Raw genomic sequence first — 21,907 nt, forward strand, 5'->3', positions numbered from 1 at the left:
GGGATTGAAATTACTGGCATCGTTGTGCCCTCCTTAGATTAGCTCAGTCGCTCTTTACGCAGGAGCGTGGATTGAAATTACTGGCATCGTTGTGCCCTCCTTAGATTAGCTCAGTCGCTCTTTACGCAGGAGCGTGGATTGAAATGCCAAGGCTTTCTCCAAAACCGTCATCATATACGGTCGCTCCTTACGCAGGAGCGTGGATTGAAATCGAAGAGCACGCAGGATGAAGTTGAAGATCTCAAAAGTCGCTCCTTACGCAGGAGCGTGGATTGAAATAACTTCAAATGTCCTCGGCTGTTCGATCTCTTTTAGTCGTTCCTTACGCAGGAGCGTGGATTGAAATTTCCATCCGTTACCTATCGCTTTCAGCGCAATTTGGTCGCTCCTTACGCAGGAGCGTGGATTGAAATATGCTTTCGTTTTCTCGTGCCATATCTCTGTTTGGTCGCTCCTTACGCAGGAGCGTGGATTGAAATATAATAAGCAAAAATGCCTCCAAGATGAGCGGGTCCGTCGCTCCTTACGCATGAGCGTGGATTGAAATAGTCATGTTAACGCACCTCCAACTCTTTCCCGATTAGTCGCTCCTTACCCAGGAGCGTGGATTGAAATCTGTACCCGTGATACCCTCGGAACCAAGCGCAGTCGGTCGCTCCTTACGCAGGAGCGTGGATTGAAATGCATATTCGTAAGCCTTTTCGATGTGATCTTCAGTCGCTCCTTAAGCAGGAGAGTTATGCTAATGGTGAAATCGTTCCGCTAATTGATCCAAGTGTGCCGCATGCGTAAGCCTTCTGCAATGATGTACGATTTTGCTGGGAATAACGGCAGCGGCAAAAGTAATTGTGTTGCAAGCAGAGCAAGGAGCGCTGCGGTACCAGGCTGCACAGTTACCTGAGTGGGTTCAAACTATTGAGGAGCATATAATAACTCAACCATCATCACCACAATAAAAGTGGAGATGGTGGTTTATTTTTCCGATTGATGTGAAGGTAAAGAATCGTAAGACAATACAGCGAGAAGTTGAATGTGTTCATCATGATTAAATGGTTTTCATCTGCAACTTTAATCTGACCTAACCAAACCAATTTATCACGTACATGCACATCTAGGCCCCCGCCCACATACAATGTAAAACTAATCATCTTGTGTGCCGGGGAGGGTGTTCCCCTTCGGTAATTCAACCTGGGGGTGCTATGTTCATGGGATTGTTCGCTGCTCTCGCGCTGTTTATTAAGCAGTTGTCGTTACTCGTATCTTATGTGAAGAATAATGCCTTTCCGCAGCCGTTGCAGGAGGAAGAGGAAGCTAAGCACCTGCAGCTCATGTCAGAAGGGAATGATGTTTCGCGCAATGTATTGATTGAACATAATCTGCGCTTAGTAGCGCATATCGTTAAGAAATTCGATAACACCGGAGAGGATCTGGAGGACTTAATCTCGATCGGTACGATCGGGCTCATTAAAGCGATCGAGAGCTTCCAGCCGAATAAAGGGACGAAGCTGGCTACATTCGCGGCACGCTGTATAGAAAATGAAATTCTGATGCATCTCCGAAGCTTGAAGAAGACGAAAAAGGACGTTTCTCTGCATGATCCGATAGGAACCGACAAAGAAGGAAATGAAATTACTTTGATCGATATCCTCGGCACCGACGGAGACGATGTCGTGGAGAAGGTGCAGCTTAAGATCGAGAAGAGCAAGATATATCGCAATCTCGATATCCTCGATGAGCGTGAGCAGGAGGTTATCCGCGGGCGCTTCGGTCTTGACGGCGGAGGCGACGAGCGTACGCAGCGGGAGATCGCGAAGGAGCTTGGCATCAGCCGTTCGTACGTTTCTCGGATCGAGAAGCGAGCGTTAATGAAGCTTTACCATGAGTTCTATAAAGCGAAACGGTGAGGGATAAGCAGGCGCGCTGGAATACACAGGCGCCTGTTTTTTTGTTGGTAAAAAACATTTTGCTAATGGAATGAAAGGATGAGCAATGCGATATTGACGGCATCCGAGGTTGAGGTTACCATATGAATGGGTACCTCCTGTACAAGAAGTCTTTGTTTGGGCCGGAGGCTTTTGCCGAACTGCGGAGTTCTTTTGAAGAGTAATTGGCTCAGAAGGATGCCAAGCTGTTGGATGAATTGGATGCGCTTTAATTTCGTGAGGAACGGCTGCTGAAGTTTTTTGCTGAGCACCTCTTACGCTTAACGACGTAGCCAAGCATGACGGTCTGTCATGCAATTACTTCAGCGAGTGCTTCCGCAAGCAGATCGGTGAGTAAGGGGAGGGCAATATGTCCATTAGGAAGATTTTTTAGCAACAAATGAAAGTGTAAAGCATTCAGAAAGCTAAAAGGAGACAACTATGAACACGAGAAAAGACTTACAACAATACCCTTATATGAATGCAAGCTTGCCTATTGAAGAAAGAGTTGCGGACCTTATATCGAGAATGTCACTTGAAGAAAAGGTAAGACAGCTTGATATATATTCGGGAAATGAAATTTCCGATTCAGTAGAAGGCTTAAATGCGGATGCGCTTAACTATGAAAAAATGGAGAAGATATCTGCTGGAATTGGAATCGGTTGCATTCAAAACCGAAATTCCAAAGCAGAGACAGCCAATAAAATTCAAGAGTATATCATCCAAAATTCAAGATTGGGGATTCCGGTACTCTTCAGCGAAGAGGGACTTCACGGTTTTGGATGGAGAGGCTGTACAGTGCTCCCTCAGCAGGTTGCACTCGCATCAACATTTGAGCCTGAACTCGGATATAAACAAGCGAGAATAATCGCTTCCGAGGCGCGCAGCTTTGGTATACATGAGGTGTGGGCACCTGTTCTCGACCTTGCCAGAGAAATCCGTTGGGGACGAGTGGAAGAAGGATACGGAGAGGATCCTTATCTGGGATCTCTGTTTGCGGAGAGCATGGTAAAAGGGCTTCAAACGGATGACCTCACAAGACCCGATGCCGTGGTGTCGGAACCAAAACACTTTACAGGATACGGTGCTCCTAGAGGAGGACACAATTGTGCTCCGGCTATGATGGGACAATTCGACAATGCATTTTTCTGTCTGCCTGTATTTGAGGCTGCTTTCCAAGCGGGTGCCATGAATACCATGTGTTCCTATAATTCCATTGACGGCGTTCCTGTGGCAGGCGACCATTCGCTGCTTACCGGTGTACTCCGCGACAAGTGGGGTATGAAAGGCTTCGTAAGAGCGGACATGACTGCTGTCTCTATGCTGCATACCTGTCACTATGTTGCCGAAAGCAAACGGGAAGCTATCAAAATGGGCCTTGAAGCCGGCGTTGATATGCAGCTTTATGACTTCCCACATGATATATACCAGGACAGCATTATTGACCTTGTAAGATCAGGCGAAGTGGACGAGAAGGTTGTAGACACAGCAGCAGGACGTGTCCTTACCGTTAAATTTGCAGTAGGACTCTTTGAAAATCCATATACGGATGCCGAGCTTTCTAAGAAAGTTGTCCACTGTGAGGAGCACGTGCAGACGGCTCTCGAAATTGCAAGAAAGTCGATCACCCTGTTGAAAAACAGCAAAAATACGCTTCCTCTTAAAAAAGACATTGGCAAGATTGCCGTGATCGGACCAAGCGCGGATGTTCCCCGTTACGGCGATTACAGCAGCCCTGTTGTGCCTGAGCATGCTGTTACGCTGTTGCAGGGCATCAAAAACATCGTTTCAGACAAGACCGAAGTTATCTATGCCAAAGGATGCGAGATTCTGGAGTCCGACCTTATGCCTTTACCGGACAAATGGCTCAAGGACGATGCCGGCAACGAAGGGCTTTTGGGTGAGTACTACAATTCTCTTTCCTTTGAGGGAGAACCTGCTTGCGTGCGAAATGACAGACAGATCAACTTCAACTGGATTTACACAAAGCCTGCTGACGGCGTAAACGCAGATAACTTCACCGTTCGCTGGACAGGCAAAATTAAGCCGGATGCTACAGTGGATGGTTACATTGGACTCAGCAGCATGGACAGCATGCGTTTGTGGGTAGATGGCAAGATGATTGTTGACGGTTGGGGAGAACATGACGCCAATCAGATGGTTGCGTTCAAATTTGTCGAAGGCGAAGAGTACGAGGTTAAGGTTGAGTATCTCAATGATTCACGGGGAGTAAGGGTAATCCTCGGTTACAGCCTTGGCAACAACGATATGGACGCAGCGGTTAAAGCGGCACTAGAGGCGGATGTTGCAATTGTTGCAGTGGGTGACAACGAGCAGACCTGTGGAGAAAACCTGGACAGAGCGGATCTTAATCTTCCGGGAAGACAACTTGAACTCGTCAAGAAAATTTATGAAACAGGAACGCCTGTTGTTCTTGTCCTCCAAAACGGACGTCCGATGTCGATCACTTGGGAGGCAGAGCATCTGCATGCGATTATCGAGGCATGGTTTGTTGGCGAGCAGGGCGGAAATGCCATTGCAGAAGTTATTTTCGGAGATTTCAATCCTGCAGGTCGCATTCCGATGTCTTTCCCGAGATCGGTAGGCCAGTTGCCTGTATTCTATAATCGCAGACCGTTCTATGGACATAAATATGTTGAAATGGACTGGCTCCCATTGTACCCATTTGGGTTTGGTATGAGCTACACAACATTTGCGTATTCAGATCTTGACATTTCCGCCAAGGAAATTGCTCCAGATTCAACAGTGGATGTATCGTTTAACGTAACTAATACGGGAAATGTCGCAGGTGAGGAAGTTGCTCAGCTTTATATCAAGGATGAATTCAGCAGCACGGTCAGACCATGCAAGGAGCTTGCAGGATTTAAGCGAATTCACCTTGAACCAGGCGAAACACAGCGCATCACACTGACACTGGGATACAGACAACTCCGAACACTTACTCGAAACCATGAATGGGTTGTGGAACCGGGTAAATTCGAGGTGATGGTCGGACCTAACTCGGACGACGCTCCGCTGACAGGAGAGTTTTTCGTTCAGAAATAAATTTAATAGAGTTACTAATATAAAGAAAAAACGGACCTAACAGTCCGTTTTTTTTGTCCAGTTTTTATCTGTTATCATTGGATCTGGCAACTTGTTCCTTATCCTACTCCATATTTTTTTATAAAACCTAACGTTTGTTGACTGTGGAATAACGTTTGTTGTCTGGAACAAAGTAAACGTTTTCTTTTACAATTAACTTGTCAAAACAATTAAACAAACGGAAGGGGTGACCGACATGAAGACAAAGACTGGACGAAAGCACCTAAGAACGCGTTGGCATAAGCATGATACTGAACTGACGCTCTTGGCGTTGCCGACCACCGTGTGGTATATATTGTTTTGTTTCTTGCCAATGTTCGGTATCATTATCGCATTTAAGGATTTCAAAATATCCGGGGGATTTATAAGCAATGTAATTAACAGTCCGTGGGCCGGTTTAAAAAACTTTGAATTCCTGTTTAAATCTAATGATGCTTGGATCATCATAAGGAATACGCTTGGGTACAATTTAATATTCATTATCCTGAATATAGTAATACCTGTTGTTTTAGCGCTGATGATCGGTATGCTGCACAACCGCAGAGCGGGCAAAGTTTATCAGACCATGATGTTCCTGCCTTACTTCCTGTCCTATGTGGTGGTATCCGCAGTGGCTTGGGCATTCTTAAGCTTCGACAAGGGTATCGTCAACCAATTTCTCGTAGGGATGGGCAGTGATCCAGTAAACTGGTATATGGAGCCGAAATACTGGCCATACTTCCTGATCTTCATTAATGTTTGGAAGAGCTTGGGCTATGGTATGGTGGTATATCTAGCGACCATCACTGGTATCGATAACACGTACTATGAGGCGGCCGTAATTGACGGCGCTTCCATTTGGCAGCAGACGAAGTATATTACACTGCCTTTGATGAAGCTGGTCATCGTGATGATGTTCATCTTGGCCGTAGGACGTATCTTCTACACGGATTTCGGCTTGTTCTATCAGGTTCCGAAGGATTCCAATTCTCTCTATAATGTAACTACCACGATTGACGTGTTAGTGTATAAACAGCTCAAGACCGCTACAGTAGGTATGGCTTCCGCTGCTGCTTTTGTACAATCCGTGTTGGGTTGTGTAACCATTCTAACCGCTAACTGGATCGTTCGTAAAATAGATCCGGACAGCGCGATGATGTAGAGGAGGCGTAACCATGGCAACAACAGCAACGACAGTTCAACATCAGACCGGCCTTGAGAAATACAACCGTATTGGCAAAGGGGTCAACCTGCTTTTCAACTTTGTTTTTATCCTGCTGGCGCTAGTTTGCGTAGTGCCGGTAGTGGTTATACTTTCAATTTCTTTATCTACTGAGGATTCCATTCGCCAGATAGGGTATCAAGTAATACCGTCTGATTTTTCCCTTGAGGCCTACAGATTTATTGCTCAGCAGGGAACAATGATCCTACGAGCGTTGGGTGTATCCTTATTCGTTACGGTGGTTGGCACCGTGTTGGGCATATTGCTCACCACTTCAATGGGCTATGTAATCTCACGGCCGAATTACAAGCTAAAGGGATTACTGACATGGATCGTATTCATCCCAATGGTATTCAACGGCGGTATGGTCGCGAGCTATTTTATCAACGCGAATCTGCTGGGTCTTAAAGATACCGTTTGGGCACTCATTCTGCCTTTGGCTGTCTCATCCTTTAACGTCATTATTTGCAAAACTTTCTTCAAAAGCACCATCCCGGATGGTCTGATTGAATCTGCAGAGATTGACGGCGCTAGCCAGCTGCGTATTTTCTTTAAGATCGTGCTGCCTATTTCGCTGCCGGTAATAGCAACCATTGGACTGTTTCTATGTTTTAGTTACTGGAACGATTGGTTCCAGTCCATGCTGTACATCAGCGATCAGAACCTGTTCTCTCTGCAGGCCTTGCTGAACAGCTTGATGAGTAATGTCGATGCGCTTGCAAAGAACGCTTCTACCATGGGTGTCAGCGCTGCAGAATTAATTGCCACCATGCCGAAGGAAACCGCTCGTATGGCAATAGCCATTATCATTGTCCTGCCTGTGGCCTTTGCATATCCATTCTTCCAGAAGTACTTTATTTCTGGATTAACAGTAGGCGCTGTAAAAGGTTAACCTGGAATAAACCTAGTTTACTGGGTTTATCATAACATCACCGTGAAGGCATACGGTGGAACAACTTCAAAAGGGGGAAATAATAGTGAGAAGATCCATGAAGTTTTTATCCACACTCTGTATTGCAATGCTCTTGATGTCCTCTCTTACGGCATGCGGAAGCTCGAAGTCCAATGAAGGGGACAAAGCTTCCGATTCCAAGACGGAATCAAACAAGACTGCCGATTCTGGTGAAATCCCTACACTAGTGTGGTGGACGATCGGTGGCCAAGTTCCTGCCAACTTCGACAAAGCTATTGCAGCAATGAACGAGTACACAGCTGAAAAGATTGGTGTGAAGATCGACATCAAGGTAGCTAGCTGGGGTGAATGGGACACTAAGATCAACACTGTCGTGAACACGGGTGAGCCATTCGACATCATGTTTACGAACAACACTAAGTACAGCCAACAGGTTGCGATGGGTGCATTTGCGGACCTTACCGACCTCGTACAAAGTGAAGCTCCTGAATTGTACAAGCTTATACCTGAAACAGTTTGGGATGGTACCAAGATTGACGGTAAGATCTATTCCGTTCCTACCTACAAGGACTCGGCTGTAACACAGTACTGGATGTTCGATGACAAATATGTACAGAAATACGGTATTGATCTCAACAGCATCAAGACTATGAAGGATCTTGACAAGCCTTTCCATGACATGAAGGCTGGGGAAGGCAAGAGCTTCTATCCGCTGCCATTGCACCAAAGCGATGGATTTAGCGGAATGCTGAATCCCTATGACGATCTGACGCTTGGTATCCAACCAATCGGCGTGAAGGTCGACGATCCATCTCGCAAGGTCGTTTCAGTGCTAGAGCAGCCTGACGTTATGGAAAACCTGAAGCTCATGCATCAATGGTACAAGGATGGCATCATTAACCCTGACGCTCCTACCAAGGGAGAGCCGGACAAAGCTCGTCCATTCTTCAGTGCTCAAGCATTCCCAGGTGCAGAAGCAAACTGGCAGATTACAGAGGGTGTTGAAAAGTATGACATGGTGCAGAACTTTGGCCCTCTTTACACTACCAGCACCATTCAAGGTTCTATGAATGCGATCTCTTCGAATTCCAAGTATAAGAAGGAAGCATTGAAGTATCTGCAATTGGTTAACACAGATCCTAAGCTGCGCAATATGCTGGCTTTCGGTGAGAATGGTGTGGACTACAAAAATGTTGACGGTGAAAAGGTCATCGAGCGTGTATCGGATACATGGCCATTGGCTGCTTATACTCAGGGCACATTCTTCGACTTGGCTGTAACTAAGGGTGCTCCTGTAGATCAGTGGGAACAGGTTCGCAAGCTGAACGAGCAAGCAACCGCTTCATCCGTTTTGGGATTTGCTTTAAACATTAAAGACCTTTCTACTGAGGTAGCAAATACTAAGGCTGTATGGGACAAATACCGTTATGAACTCATGTCTGGCGCTTCTGATCCAGAGGTAATGGTACCGAAGATCGTTGCTGAAATGAAAGCTGCTGGCATGGACACGATCATGAAGGCTGCTCAAGAGCAGATTGACGCTTACTTCAAGTAATTGTAAAATACGAATGTACAACTTGAGAACTCGAACGGTAGAGTCATCTGCCGTTCGGGTTTTCTTGTTCAGAAGCTAGTTTTCTTCCATGAATAGGCAATTGATTTTTACACGAGTACATTATAAGGTGGAGTTAGATGCATAACCACAAGAGCCTACTTTCAAGGGGGCGTCACATGTGTTCGTTCTTTCAGATTAAGATTTATCGCAACAAGTTTATTGCATACACGCTATTTGTGATATTTATTGGTCTGGCGATTGGAGTACTGACTTGCGCGGTACTTCTGTATCAGTGGGTGGATAACGCTCGAAACGAGGCCGAAAGCGGCTTTGTCCAGGTTGAAAATACCCTGCAGTATGATGCTGATCGCATCGAGGCTTACATGCAGCGAGTCTATTCCAATAGAGGATTGATGGCGGATGTTCGCTGCTTTCTGGGCAATAGTGCAGAAGGGTACCTCTCTGGCAGGCTTCAAGATAGTCGTTATAGCCAGCCGCTAGTATCCTTTCCTGACGATATTAAATCGTTCTTGAATAGCGGGGGGCAGGGAGACATCACGCAGATTAGTCTGCATACCGAGCAGCGTGGCAATGTGGTTCGCTTTGACAGCAATGGAAATTCCAGTTTCCTATTTCAGATTCCTAACACGGATGCAATCTTCCGCGAGTCGATCCATAAAGGATTCGTATACCGCAAGAAATTGTCGGATCCGAACCAGATCTCTCGCCAGATCGGTGAGTTCCGTTTCTTGGTCAGCAGTGACCGGGTTTTTAAGCCCGTGCAGAATAACCCTTTATACAATGCGGCAGCCGTGAGTTCTACCGGTGAGCTGTATTTCGTCACCGAAGATCGCAACACGGAGGAACTGGCACGTCTAGCGGTGGCAGACGGACGCAGTCATGGCTTTATTTCAAAGGGCGGGTTTGATCGCGTATTTTTCGAGACCTATCCCTCCAGCAAGTTTAATTATCAGTTCGTCGTCCTCGTGGACTTAGCTTCGTTGATACGTGATAAAGCGAATGTACTTCTCATCGTATTTCTTATCGTATTGACGTCAATGATCAGCGTTCTGCTGTACATTGTTTACAACCTGCATGATGATGCGAGCTTCCTTCAACGGATCATCGATACGATTAAACGCGTGAAAAGCGCCAATTTTACAACGGATACTCCAGCCCGCTATCGACGCAACGAATATGGCATGATCGCTCGGGAATTGGATGACATGGTACTGCAGCTTGATAAGCATATCCGAACCGAATATTTATTAAAGCTTAAGCAGCAAGAGACAGAAATGAAAGCGCTTCAGCATCAAATCAATCCTCATTTTCTGTACAATACGCTTGAGGCTGTCCGCTCGATGGCTCTGGTGAACCATGACGTTGATACAGCTGATGCCATTGCCACAATGGGTTCTCTGTATCGTGAAATTGTGAAAAATGAAAATATCATTTCCATAGGTAAAGAGCAAGCTTTGCTTGAAAAATACCTGAAAATTATGGAGTTTAAATATCCGGAGCGGTTTTATTATCAGTTCAATGTGGACAAGGAGCTTTTATCTTTGTCGACCGTCAAATTCTGGATGCAGCCCCTCGCGGAGAACTTTTTTGTGCACGGCTTTAACCGTGACAATGAGTTCAACTTGTTAGTGGTTAATGGCTGGGAAGCAGATGAGCACTATGTGCTGGAATTTGTGGACAATGGCAGATGGATCACCGAGGAGCGCTTGGACGAGATTCGGCGTACCCTGTCCAGAAGCGATGATGCTCCTGTTAAGAGCATAGGTCTGCGCAATGTGTACACTCGGCTGCATTTTTTCTACGGAGAAGGCTTCTCTATGAAGATTGAAAATAACGAGGAAGCAGGGGTTAAGATTTCTGTGATCATTCCAAAGGAGGCAGTTTGATATGTATAAACTTCTGATTGTGGATGACGAGCCCCAGATTCTTGAGGGAATCAAACGAACCCTGGATTGGGAAAGGTACGGCTTTGGCCACATCGAGACCAGTGAAACCTATGAGGACGCTATTTCAAAGGCTGTGGAGTTCTATCCGGATATAGCTATATTCGATGTATGTATCGGCAAGGATCGCGGCTACGATGCTATTCGCAGGCTCAATGAGTTAGGTCTTCCCGCAAAGTATATCATTATGAGCGGATTCAATGATTTTAAGTACGCCCAAGAGGCCATTCGCTGCGGTGCCAAGGACTACCTGCTTAAGCCCGTGGAGCGCTCTAAGCTGCAAAATGCAGTTGAAAAGATCATTATAGAAGATCTGCACGGCACGCTAGAGGGTACGGACCATGACGACATGAACAAGGATCCAGTGCTGGGTGTGCGTTACGAGGATCTGTCCAAGCTGACCAATCGCATCCTGCTGATGGTCAAAGTAGAGTATGCTCAGAACATTACTTTGAAAATGGTTGCGGAGCGCTTCCGCATGAACGGAACCTACCTTGGGCAGCTTTTCCTTAAAGAGACACAGATGAAATTTTCGGAATATCTAATGGCTTACCGCATGCTGCGTGCACGGGAACGCATACTATCGACTGACGAAAAAATTGCAAGTATCGCTCTCTCAGTGGGGTATCCCAATCTGAACTATTTTTACACTCATTTTCACAGTTATTTTGACAAGTCGCCCTCTGATCTAAGGAAAAAGGAATAGCGCTAAGCAACGGTGAAAAGGAGATCTTATATGCGACAACATCATACCCTTGGTCGTATCGCCAAGACCTTAATGCTCATCGTGATGCTGGTACCGGCTTTAGCGGGCTGTTCTCCGTCGACCGCCAATGACGAGCACGCCCAATTACCTAAAGATACGGTTAATCTGATATATTACACGATTGGGGAGCCAGACAAGGATCTTAAGATGGTAAATGACAAAATCAACGAGATTACAGCCAAAAAGATCGGCGTCACTGTCACTTACATAAAGGTGGGCTGGCAGGAGTATGAGGACCGACTGAACACCATGGTGTCAGCGGGTACTCCCTTTGACATCGCCTATTCTCCAGAGTACGCAACTTATGTTCAGCGCGGCGCGTGGCTGCGGCTTGATGACTATCTCGCCACTGTGGGCAAGGAAATGTACGACAGTATTGATCCTATTTTTTGGCAGGGTGTGCGTATGGATGACGGCGGTATATACGGTGTACCGACGAACAAGGAGCTAGCTGTACAAGAGCATTGGATGTACCCAGATGAGCTTGTGAAAAAGTACAACATCGATATCTCAAAGTACAACACGTTGGATTCCCTTGAACCTCTGTTTCAAATGATCAAGCAACAGTCGCCCACTTATCTGCCCATGGAGCTGGACAAGGACTCCCATAACTTTTTCTTATTGGATGGCTACGAGTATGTCATGAATCCGAAGCTTCCGCTTATGGTACGCTCTCTGGAGCCCGACTCCCCGGTGGTAAATATCTTCGAAACCGAAGAAGCGCGGCACGTGCTGGACACTTTGCGGCGCTACTATCAGAAGGGCTACATTAACGAGGATGCCGCCTTGCGGGAGAAGCAGGCGCTAAAGAAGGGTGAGCGCGTGTTCTGGAAAGCCTCGGGGGGAGGCCCTCTCTCGGAAAGCAGCTGGAGCAAGGATCGCGGCTACAAGGTGGTGGCCAATCCTGTAACCCCTATGTTGGCTACAACGGAGTCCGTACGAGGAGGCATCATGGCTGTCAATGCAGATACCAAGTACCCTGAGGAATGTGTGAAGTTTCTCAATCTGCTGAATACAGACCCAGAGGTTCGTAACCTGTTCAACTACGGGATTGAAGGCGTACACTACACGCTGGATCACAACGGTCAGGTGGTGCCCATACCTCCAAAGGACAAAGACGGCGAACTTATCCCAGACGCACCGCCAAACTATTCGGGGGTAACGTTCACTCAGGGCAACTGGTTCATATTGAATACGATGGGTGGAGATTACCCAGATCCCTTGAACAAATGGGAAGAGTACCGCAAGTTCAACGAAGGTGTCGTTCAATCGAGTATACTGGGCTTTACGCCAGACTTATCGCAAATGCCTATCCAGGTGCAGAACATACAGATGGTCTGGGAGAAATATTATCCCAGCCTTATGACAGGCAGCGTGGACGTTGACACGGAGCTGCCTAAGTTCAACCAGGAGCTCAGACAGGCAGGCATAGAAGAGGTGCGTGTTGAGGTGCAGAAGCAGCTTGATGAATGGCGCGCCGCACATAAGTAGTAAATCCCATTTCCTATTTTCAGATAAGTCATGTCGATAGAAGTATAATGGGCTCTAAGCTGCAAGCTGCTTCCTGATTGGAGGTGGCTTGTTTCGTTTGCGTTGCCATCCTGGTTCGTTATAAATTGTATATATCGATCAATGTTAGTTGTATGGCAATCATGAATGGCGAACAGGATAAGGGGATTCGTGTGTATGAAAAGAGAAAAAATCCTAGAACATATCAAATCACAGATCAAGATGGGTAACCATATTATTGGCGTCGCCACAGGTGCAGGAATAACAGCGAAGTATGCTAATCAGGGCGGGGCTGATTTCATTCTGATGTTGAACTCAGGTCGATTTCGTCAAATGGGGAGAAGTTCACTCGCTGGTTTTTTGCCCTTTTGCAACAGCAATGACATGGTTATGGACTTTGCATCTCGGGAAATTATCCCCTTGGTCAAGGATATTCCGATTATTTTTGGGCTGAATGCCACCGATCCTACCAAGAATATGGAAGCATACATCCGTGAAATCAAAGAAAAGGGCTTTGCCGGGATTAATAACTACCCCACCGTGGGGCTAATCGACGGTCTATTTGGTGAAGCGCTTCAAGAAGATGGAAATCTGTTTCGGCTCGAGGTCGAAGCGATCAGAATCGCGCATGAGCAGCAGTTGTTCACGGTAGCCTTTGTATTTGATGAGAACCAAGCCGCGCAGATGGTCGAAGCTGGGGCGGATGTCATTTGTGCACATTTAGGCCTAACAGAAGGAGGATTATTGGGCGCTAAGAAAGTATTCTCCCTGGAAGCTGCCAAGGTCAAAGCGGACAGTATATTTCGTGCATGCAATGCCTTAAAGCCGGATGTTATCAAGCTCGTGTACGGCGGTCCTGTGAAAACACCGATTGATGTTCAATATATGTATAGCAATAATGACAACTTAATGGGGTATATCGGGGGATCTGCTTTTGAGCGAATTCCATCAGAGAAGTCTATTACCAATATAACGAAAGCCTTTAAAGTAACGGGGAAGCTTGATGAAGACGATTTACTGGTCAAAATGTTAGACGGCATTACCAAACACTATGATTATGTTGAATTTGTGAAAGAATACGTGGCTCAAAATTATATGAACGAGATTTCTTTTATCGATTTAGCCAAGGTGGCTCATGTATCCAGAAGTTATTTAAGCAGTCTGTTTACGAAGAGTGTAGGCTGCAGCTTCCAGAAGTATATCGTGCAATACCGGATCGATAAAGCAGCCGAAATCTTAGACCGAGAAAGCATTCAGTTATCGGAGCTAGCGCCATTAGTCGGTTACCAAGACTATGCCCAATTTAGCAAAATGTTTAAGAAGTATAAGGGGTGCACCCCTAAACAATATAAATCTAACATAAACACAAAAACATAAGACATAAAAGCGTTTTCACAAATGAGCTGCCGCAGTATGATTAATTTATAGTTAATCATACTTTTTTTATGGAGAGCGAGGTTAAACCAATGAAGACAATTGCTATTGCAGGAACATTTGACACCAAGGGTGAGGAATACCTGTATATCAAACATTTGATTGAAAGCTTGGGACTCCATACATTTACGATCCACACCGGTGTGTTCGAGCCTGCCTTTACGCCTGATGTATCGAACCATGAAATAGCGCTGGCAGCGGGTGTCGAGATGAGCGAGCTTGCGGCGAAGAAAGACAGAGCATTAGCAACAGAAGTATTATCGAAAGGTATGGAAAAACTCGTACCTGAACTATACAAGCAAGGTAAATTTGATGGAATTATTTCCTTTGGAGGAACTGGAGGAACTTCACTTGTGACGCCTGGTATGCGGGCATTGCCGATTGGTGTACCCAAAGTGATGGTATCGACCGTCGCCTCAGGGAATACGGCGCCCTATGTTGGGACGAGCGACATTGTCATGATGCCATCCGTCGTCGATGTTGCAGGGCTAAACTCCATTTCAACCAAGATCTTTACGAATGCAGCATTTGCAATCGCAGGGATGGTCCAATTCGAGAATAAACAAGTGATCGAGAAGAAGCCATTGGTTGCGGCAACGATGTTCGGGGTCACAACGCCATGTGTAACGGCCGCAAGAAATTACCTTGAAGCAAGAGGATATGAAGTGCTTGTGTTCCATGCGACAGGTGTAGGCGGACAATCCATGGAAGCGCTGATTGAAGCTGGATTTATTGAAGGTGTCTTAGATCTTACCACAACCGAATGGGTTGACGAAATTATAGGCGGTGTTCTGAATGCAGGACCTCATCGGTTAGAGGCGGCAGGCAGACATCGCATCCCACAGGTCGTATCTGTTGGGGCGTTAGATATGTGCAACTTTGGGCCATACGATACGATTCCGGAGAAATTCGCCGGGCATAAGTTCTATAAGCACAATCCGACCGTAACCCTCATGAGAACCACGGTTGAAGAAAATGAAGCCGTAGGCAAAAAGCTGGTCGAGAAATTAAACATGGCCGAGGAGAAAACGGCATTAATGTTACCTCTCAAAGGCATCTCTGGCATCGATGTTGAGGGTCAAGCCTTCTATGGTCCAGAGGAAGATCAGATGTTATTTGATACGTTGAGACATGGGATTAATCGAAATGTCGTTGAGCTCATCGAAATGGATTGTGCCATCAATGATACCGAATTTGCGGAGGCAGCAGCACAGAAACTGATCGATTTAATGCAGAAGTAAGACGACTGAATAGCAGATGGAGGCGTTATATATGAATAAAAAGACAAGATCAGAAATTATGGCACAGTTTAGAGAAGAAGTGAAAAATGGAAAGATTCTGCTAGGTGTAGGCGCGGGCACAGGGATCACGGCCAAGAGCAGTGAAGCGGGCGGCGCGGATATGCTGATCGTATACAATTCGGGACGATATAGAATGGCAGGACGAGGATCCCTCGCAGGATTATTGTCTTATGGAGATGCCAACCAGATTGTCGTCGAAATGGGCGCGGAAGTATTGCCAGTTGTGAAAGATACACCCGTATTAGCAGGTGTCTGCGGAACAGATCCTTTCCGCGTGATGGAGGTATATCTCAAGCAACTGAAGGAGCAAGGGTTCAGCGGCGTTCAGAACTTCCCAACCGTTGGATTGATCGATGGTGTATTCAGACAGAACTTAGAAGAAACAGGTATGGGTTATGATCTCGAAGTCGAAATGATCCGAATTGCCCATGAGCTGGACATGCTTACAACGCCTTATGTATTTGATCCTGAGCAAGCGAGAGCAATGGCGGCAGCTGGCGCCGATATTCTCGTAGCTCATATGGGACTGACGACTAAAGGGACGATTGGAGCAAAGACGGCTCTGACGCTTGATGATTGTGTCGAGAGAATCGAAGCGATTATTAGAGCAGGGAAAGAAGTCAATCCAGAAATTATGGTCATTTGTCACGGTGGTCCGATTGCAGAACCGGAAGATGCGGCGTATGTCATTGAAAGAACAGAAGGAATCGATGGATTCTTTGGTGCATCGAGTATTGAACGGTTTGCAGCGGAGAAGGGCATTAGAGAACAGACCGTATCATTTAAAACCATTACAAAATAAATGCGGGAAGGCGCAGCTTACGGTTGCGCGCGATTGAACTAGAAGCAGTCAGCATTAATGCTGGCTGCTTTTTTGTGTAAAATGAAGAAAAAATACGATGAGGCTGTTTCATGTAGAAAAAGACGTTTTTATTTGTCAAAATAGGAGTGCAAATAGATTATTATAGTTTTGAGTGAATGCGTTGATGATGTATAGAGGAGGATATAAGGTGAATTCGAGTTTTTGGTTAGACAATGTCCGCCTAGAGAGCGGATATGAGTACGAAGATGGCGTTATCTTAGGCACTAAGACGGAACTTAATAGAATACACGTAGAAGAAGGCAGAATAGTGGAGATCGCGCCTATGAGCGGTCCATTGCGAACAGAGCTTCCCATTATTGATGGACAAGGTCGACTTCTGCTGCCTTCATTCAGAGAAATGCATATCCACTTGGATAAAACGTACTATGGCGGACCGTGGAAAGCAGTTCGTCCAGCAGCAGGCGGTATCTTCTCCCGTCTGAAGGAAGAAGAAGAGCTGCTGCCGAAGCAATTGCCAGTCGCGAGAGAAAGAGCGGAGAAGCTGCTTGAGCTCATTCAGCGAAATGGCGCTACGCATGTGCGTACCCATTGCAACATTGACCCGTATGCTGGACTCGGCAATCTTGAAGCAACCTTGCAGGCGTTGGAATCATATCGAGGTAAGTTATCTTGGGAGATCGTTGCGTTTCCACAGCACGGGCTGCTTCGTTCAGACTCCGTCAGCCTAGTGAGGGAAGCGATGCGCTATGGACTTCGCTTGTCGGGGGTGTCGATCCCGCGACAGTCGATGGCAATATCGAGGCCTCATTGCAGGCGATGATGGAACTTGCAGTAGAAGCTGACGTCAATATCGATCTCCACCTGCATGATCGCGATTCATTAGGTGTGTTCACGATGAAGCGCCTAGCTCAGCTTACAGAAGAGGCTGGATGGCAGGGACGGGTTACGATTAGTCATGCCTTTGGCTTGGCAGGCGTTCCGGAGCAAATTGCTGAGGAAGTGGCGGACATGCTCGCTGCACAGAAGATATCCATCGCCTCGACTGTGCCGATCGGCAAGCTTGTGATGCCTATTCCGCTGCTCCATCGCAACGGAGTGAAAGTGCATCTCGGTCAAGACAGCATTACGGATCATTGGTCTCCATTCGGCACGGGTGATAATCTCGAGAAGGCAGGAAGGTTAGCCGAGTGCTATGGCTGGAGTGATGAACGCAGATTAGAGGAAGCGCTTGGATTCATAACAGGAGGTACTATTCCATTAAATGAAGCGGGAATACGAGTTTGGCCTGCTGTCGGGATGGAAGCCAATATGGTGCTAGTCGACGCGAGCTGTGCTGCCGAAGCGGTAGCGCGAAGGGCGGGAAATAGAGCCGTATTTTATAAAGGGAAATTAGTGTCCGGCAACTGCTAAACTCGATACTTTTCTTTATACTGCCTATCGGTTGATATATCGATGGAGTGATTATTCCAGCACTACATTAAAGTATTGGGGGTGCAGCCACTGTTTGCTGCGATTGTACTATTCATCGTCGCTGGACTTGCGGAAATAGGCGGCGGATATTTTGTTTGGCTGTGGCTCCGTGAGTCGAAGCCTTGGTGGTATGGTCTTATTGGAAGTCTTGTGTTAATAGCGTACGGAATTATCCCAACTCTACAGAAATTTCCTTCATTTGGTCGTGTATACGCTGCGTATGGCGGTGTGTTCATTGTGCTGGCACTGCTCTGGGGGTGGTTGATTGATAAGAAAACACCGGACATGTACGATTGGATCGGCGGGATTATATGTGTGATTGGGGTATCGATCATGCTGTGGGCTCCACGCCATTAAGTCACGGGATGCTTCGGTAATTTATTACAACAATACAGTTTTTTATCGTATTTAAAATAAATGTGATATTCTATAGAATGGACACCAGCAATCAATTACTAGTTAGGGGTTAGCATCGAATGGATAACCAGAAATTTTCATCAGATATTAAGAAATATTTGCTGATTGCGACTTACACCGTATTGCTGTACTTAATACTAACCAACATCAAGTCGATTCTTGCCTTTCTAGTCGATCTATATTACTTGTTGAATCCGGTCGTATTAGGTTTTGCGATAGCTTATGTGCTCAATATATTATTGAAGGTGTTTGAGGAAAGAGTATTCGCGCCAATCAACAAGTATAATAAGCCATTATGGAGGAAGCTGAAGAGGCCTATCGCCATACTTTTGACGTATTCGACGCTTATCGTATTTTTTACGATTCTAGCGTGGTTCATCGTTCCTCAGTTCATGGAAAGCTTATCCATGTTAACAAGCAATCTTCATGGCTATATGGCATCCTTGAAAGTGTTTGTTACGGATCTCGCGGTCAAGTTTAATCTTGAGAGTGACATTTGGGAAAAGATCGCGCTGAATTGGAGCGAGGTCGTTCAGAAGTTCGGGGGATTAATTACAGATTATGTGCCGTATATTTTAACATTTACAAAGAATTTTACGGCCAGCTTTGTAGACGTTGTTATGGGGGCTGTACTGTCCGCATACCTTCTCATTAACAAAGAGAAGTTATCTTCGATATCCAAAAAGCTTTTATATGCATTTGTTTCTCCAAAACGAGCTGAAAAGACGGTTGAAGTATGCTCTATAACGAATAGAGCGTTCAGCGGATTTATTGCTGGGCAGCTGACAGAAGCCATGATACTCGGCGGATTATGCTTTATTGGGATGACGATCTTCTCGATGCCATATGCGCTTCTTGTCAGTGTTATTGTTGCGGTAACGAGTATTGTCCCTATATTCGGTGCTTATATTGGGACAATCCCAAGTGCATTTATTATTTTGATGGTTGATCCGCCGAAAGCGTTCTGGTTTGTCATATTTATCATTGTGCTTCAACAGCTGGAGGGGAACTTTATTTATCCTCGGGTTGTAGGCAATTCAATCGGTATGAACGGACTTTGGGTTCTCTTATCGCTTATGATAGGAGGCAGCTTGTTTGGATTGATGGGTATGCTGCTAGGCATTCCAACCTTTGCGGTTATCTATACGCTATTGCGAATTGTAACGAATAACAGGCTGAAGAAGCGGAACATTAAGGTGTAGTAAGGAAGTCTGAATAATAATATACAGGTTCGTGTTGACGACCGCTTCTCGAGTCATTTCGGGAATGCGGTCGTTTCTATTTTACGCACGAAATCGGAAATGCAACAATTGGATTTCATTCTATGACATGTGCATTTTTGATTGGCGTATGACAAATACTAACATACGGTCCTCGAAAATGTTGTATAAGGATGTGCGTTGGAATGGAAATGTTTTTGCATATTGCCATTAAATTAGCAGTCGGGTTTACGGCGTTGTTCATCTCAGCGAAAGTAATAGGCGGAAGAGAGATAAAACAGCTGTCACCATATGACTTTATTTCAGCTATCGTATTATCTGAGCTGGTGGGCAATGGACTTTATGTAGATGAAGTTAATATTCTGCATATCATTTTCACCATCACGCTCTGGACGTCCTTTATCGTACTAATGGACAAGATCGCTCTTAAGAAGCGTAGTTCACGAGATATTCTTGATGGAACGCCCTCATATTTTATCCATGATGGTAGGGTTGATAAGGAGCAGCTGCGTAAAAATAACATGGATCTGGATGAAATGCTAAGCTTGCTTCGACAGAAGGATATATTCTCGGTTAATCAAGTGAAATTTGCGATTATAGAATCAAACGGCAACATCAGCGTATTTAAAAATGACATGAATGCGAATCAATTAGCCTACCCTGTCATCATGGATGGCGAGTTACAACTCGATGCTCTGCACCGCAAGGGCAAAGAACAGCTGTGGCTCGTCAATGAGTTGAAGAAGCAGGGATATAAGGGAATCGAAGATGTGTTCTTTGCTGAGATCACACAGGGTGGAGAATTAGTTGTAGCGGGAACTCAACCTCCGAAGGAATCCTCTACCTGATCAGTTGCTTTCATATGGAACTTGACTATCGAGCAGCAGTCCTTGATGTTACATCTAGAACTGCTGTTTTTCATTTTGCAAAGACGTTTATTATGATTGGGATTTATCATTGAATATGGCTGGGTTAGCTCTGATAAGTATTGCGATTGGGTTTACAAGTCACTTTTCTGCCTGTAAGCTTACATCATGGCACCATGTCATAGCATAATTAAACGGAGATGATCGCACCATGCAAGCGCAACATAGTACAGAGACCCCCGAACAAACGGTATGCAGCCATACCGCCCCAGTGCCTATATATTTAGTTCATTATGTAGAGGATCAGCCGAATTCCAGCACCTGGGACAAGCTTCCGAGTGTGCAGCTGACAGACGTTGCAACTGGAGAAGTGCCAGCGTTGCCGACCAATGTTCGCATATGCTGGTCGGATTATGCACTTCATCTGCAATTTCGCTGTGAGGATGATATCATTGTCAGTCCGTTCACGAAGCGCGATGACGCCTTGTTTGATGCGGACGTTGTAGAGTGGTTTATAGCGCCTTCTTCTGAAGAACAGCGGTATTATGAGTTCAACATCAGCCCGCATAATGTTATCTTCGATTCGATGATTACACACGAGAAGGATCAGCCGCTAGGGTTCCATCCGGAATGGAACGCAGAAGGTATCACGACTCAGGTTCGTTACATGGAGCCGGATAAGCAGTCACAGCGCGGATCTGTACATATTGAGTACACAGCGGTACTTCCGTTCTCGGATCTGAATGCTTCTCCACAGCCTGGAGAGGAGTGGCGAATCAATATGTTCCGTATTGATCAAGATGCGGAAGGAACACGCAGCTTCACCGCTTGGTCACCAACAGGAGCGATCCAATTTCATGTGCCAGAGCGATTTGGTCGAATCCGATTTTTCAAATCATAATGCTTGAAGTGCAGGGACTGCCGTTCAGATCGTATATCTGACTGAGGCAGTCTCTTTTTGTTTGACGTCATACGAGCCCGAGACGTCGAAAATGGACGTCTCAGACCGAAAATCGCCCCGTTCAGGGGCTGGGACGCAGGAAAATTACGTCTCAGCCTCCAAGGCGGCCCCACCGAGCGGTGGAACGGACCCGAGACGTCGAAAAATTACGTCTCAGGGCGAAAAAAGCCCTGCTCAGAGGCTGAGACGCAGAAAATTGACGTCTCAGCCTCCAAGGCGGCCTCACCGAGCGGCGGAACCAGCCCGAGACGTCGAAAAAATACGTTTCAGGCTAAAAAAAGCCCCGCTGAGGGGCTGAGACGTAAAAAATGGACGTCTCAGCCTCCAAAGCGGCCCCGCCGATCGTTGGAACCAGCCCGAGACGTCGAAAAATTACGTCTCAGGGCGAAAAAAGCCCCGCTCAGAGGCTGAGACGCAGAAAAATTACGTCTCAGCCTCCAAGGCGGCCTCACTGAGCGGCGGAACCAGCCCGAGACGTCG

General features: G+C 46.1%; 15 protein-coding genes, 1 pseudogene and 1 CRISPR repeat array. All 16 genes and pseudogenes read left to right on the top strand.

Going from position 1 to position 21,907, the window contains the following annotated elements:
* The first annotated feature begins 51 nt into the window (after nucleotides 1-51).
* Nucleotides 52-683: a CRISPR direct-repeat array (repeat unit 27 nt; unit sequence TCCTTACGCAGGAGCGTGGATTGAAAT).
* A 522-nt stretch (nucleotides 684-1,205) separates the two neighbouring features.
* On the top strand, nucleotides 1,206-1,904 hold the full coding sequence (gene sigK / locus AC3WTP_RS02800) for an RNA polymerase sporulation sigma factor SigK (protein WP_492393065.1): 699 nt from the start codon (nucleotides 1,206-1,208) through the stop codon (nucleotides 1,902-1,904).
* A 459-nt stretch (nucleotides 1,905-2,363) separates the two neighbouring features.
* Nucleotides 2,364-4,988 (top strand): glycoside hydrolase family 3 protein, encoded by a 2,625-nt coding sequence (locus AC3WTP_RS02805; RefSeq protein ID WP_492393066.1) that lies wholly within the window; start codon nucleotides 2,364-2,366, stop codon nucleotides 4,986-4,988.
* Between the two features lie 235 nt (nucleotides 4,989-5,223).
* Nucleotides 5,224-6,168, top strand: a complete 945-nt coding sequence (locus AC3WTP_RS02810) for an ABC transporter permease (RefSeq protein WP_492393067.1) — start codon at nucleotides 5,224-5,226, stop codon at nucleotides 6,166-6,168.
* Nucleotides 6,169-6,181: 13 nt separating this feature from the next.
* Nucleotides 6,182-7,120, top strand: coding sequence for a carbohydrate ABC transporter permease (locus AC3WTP_RS02815; RefSeq protein WP_492393068.1), 939 nt, complete (start codon nucleotides 6,182-6,184; stop codon nucleotides 7,118-7,120).
* Between the two features lie 85 nt (nucleotides 7,121-7,205).
* Entirely contained in the window at nucleotides 7,206-8,696 is a 1,491-nt protein-coding gene (locus AC3WTP_RS02820; RefSeq protein ID WP_492393069.1) for an ABC transporter substrate-binding protein, read from the top strand.
* A 176-nt stretch (nucleotides 8,697-8,872) separates the two neighbouring features.
* The gene (locus AC3WTP_RS02825; RefSeq protein WP_492393070.1) at nucleotides 8,873-10,603 is read left to right on the top strand and encodes a sensor histidine kinase; all 1,731 of its coding nucleotides are present in this window, start codon (nucleotides 8,873-8,875) and stop codon (nucleotides 10,601-10,603) included.
* A gap of 1 nt (nucleotide 10,604) precedes the next feature.
* On the top strand, nucleotides 10,605-11,366 hold the full coding sequence (locus AC3WTP_RS02830; RefSeq protein ID WP_492393071.1) for a response regulator transcription factor: 762 nt from the start codon (nucleotides 10,605-10,607) through the stop codon (nucleotides 11,364-11,366).
* Nucleotides 11,367-11,396: 30 nt separating this feature from the next.
* Nucleotides 11,397-12,917: an ABC transporter substrate-binding protein gene (locus AC3WTP_RS02835; RefSeq protein WP_492393072.1), complete on the top strand. Its 1,521-nt coding sequence runs from the start codon at nucleotides 11,397-11,399 to the stop codon at nucleotides 12,915-12,917.
* Nucleotides 12,918-13,112: 195 nt separating this feature from the next.
* Nucleotides 13,113-14,312 carry a phosphoenolpyruvate hydrolase family protein gene (locus AC3WTP_RS02840; RefSeq protein ID WP_492393073.1) on the top strand — a complete coding sequence of 400 codons (1,200 nt, stop codon included), beginning with the start codon at nucleotides 13,113-13,115 and terminating at the stop codon, nucleotides 14,310-14,312.
* A gap of 89 nt (nucleotides 14,313-14,401) precedes the next feature.
* Nucleotides 14,402-15,610: a Tm-1-like ATP-binding domain-containing protein gene (locus tag AC3WTP_RS02845; protein WP_492393074.1), complete on the top strand. Its 1,209-nt coding sequence runs from the start codon at nucleotides 14,402-14,404 to the stop codon at nucleotides 15,608-15,610.
* Nucleotides 15,611-15,641: 31 nt separating this feature from the next.
* Nucleotides 15,642-16,472, top strand: a complete 831-nt coding sequence (locus tag AC3WTP_RS02850; protein WP_492393075.1) for a phosphoenolpyruvate hydrolase family protein — start codon at nucleotides 15,642-15,644, stop codon at nucleotides 16,470-16,472.
* Nucleotides 16,473-16,659: 187 nt separating this feature from the next.
* A pseudogene (locus AC3WTP_RS02855) lies at nucleotides 16,660-17,903 on the top strand (amidohydrolase family protein).
* Nucleotides 17,904-17,993: 90 nt separating this feature from the next.
* Complete coding sequence (locus tag AC3WTP_RS02860) at nucleotides 17,994-18,320, top strand: YnfA family protein (protein WP_492393327.1); 327 nt, start codon at nucleotides 17,994-17,996, stop codon at nucleotides 18,318-18,320.
* Nucleotides 18,321-18,439: 119 nt separating this feature from the next.
* Nucleotides 18,440-19,582: an AI-2E family transporter gene (locus AC3WTP_RS02865; protein ID WP_492393076.1), complete on the top strand. Its 1,143-nt coding sequence runs from the start codon at nucleotides 18,440-18,442 to the stop codon at nucleotides 19,580-19,582.
* A 203-nt stretch (nucleotides 19,583-19,785) separates the two neighbouring features.
* The gene (locus tag AC3WTP_RS02870) at nucleotides 19,786-20,448 is read left to right on the top strand and encodes a DUF421 domain-containing protein (RefSeq protein ID WP_492393077.1); all 663 of its coding nucleotides are present in this window, start codon (nucleotides 19,786-19,788) and stop codon (nucleotides 20,446-20,448) included.
* Between the two features lie 229 nt (nucleotides 20,449-20,677).
* On the top strand, nucleotides 20,678-21,367 hold the full coding sequence (locus AC3WTP_RS02875) for a carbohydrate-binding family 9-like protein (protein WP_492393078.1): 690 nt from the start codon (nucleotides 20,678-20,680) through the stop codon (nucleotides 21,365-21,367).
* Nucleotides 21,368-21,907 lie beyond the last annotated feature (540 nt).

This window comes from Paenibacillus sp. EB106-04-04-XG159, assembly GCF_058791835.1.

Coding starts and splice junctions, on each gene's coding strand:
- AC3WTP_RS02825 (WP_492393070.1), top strand. CDS start 8,873: ATGTGTTCGTTCTTTCAGATTAAGATTTATCGCAACAAGTTTATTGCA.
- AC3WTP_RS02840 (WP_492393073.1), top strand. CDS start 13,113: ATGAAAAGAGAAAAAATCCTAGAACATATCAAATCACAGATCAAGATG.
- AC3WTP_RS02835 (WP_492393072.1), top strand. CDS start 11,397: ATGCGACAACATCATACCCTTGGTCGTATCGCCAAGACCTTAATGCTC.
- AC3WTP_RS02815 (WP_492393068.1), top strand. CDS start 6,182: ATGGCAACAACAGCAACGACAGTTCAACATCAGACCGGCCTTGAGAAA.
- AC3WTP_RS02830 (WP_492393071.1), top strand. CDS start 10,605: ATGTATAAACTTCTGATTGTGGATGACGAGCCCCAGATTCTTGAGGGA.
- AC3WTP_RS02805 (WP_492393066.1), top strand. CDS start 2,364: ATGAACACGAGAAAAGACTTACAACAATACCCTTATATGAATGCAAGC.
- AC3WTP_RS02810 (WP_492393067.1), top strand. CDS start 5,224: ATGAAGACAAAGACTGGACGAAAGCACCTAAGAACGCGTTGGCATAAG.
- AC3WTP_RS02845 (WP_492393074.1), top strand. CDS start 14,402: ATGAAGACAATTGCTATTGCAGGAACATTTGACACCAAGGGTGAGGAA.
- sigK (WP_492393065.1), top strand. CDS start 1,206: ATGGGATTGTTCGCTGCTCTCGCGCTGTTTATTAAGCAGTTGTCGTTA.
- AC3WTP_RS02850 (WP_492393075.1), top strand. CDS start 15,642: ATGAATAAAAAGACAAGATCAGAAATTATGGCACAGTTTAGAGAAGAA.
- AC3WTP_RS02875 (WP_492393078.1), top strand. CDS start 20,678: ATGCAAGCGCAACATAGTACAGAGACCCCCGAACAAACGGTATGCAGC.
- AC3WTP_RS02870 (WP_492393077.1), top strand. CDS start 19,786: ATGGAAATGTTTTTGCATATTGCCATTAAATTAGCAGTCGGGTTTACG.
- AC3WTP_RS02865 (WP_492393076.1), top strand. CDS start 18,440: ATGGATAACCAGAAATTTTCATCAGATATTAAGAAATATTTGCTGATT.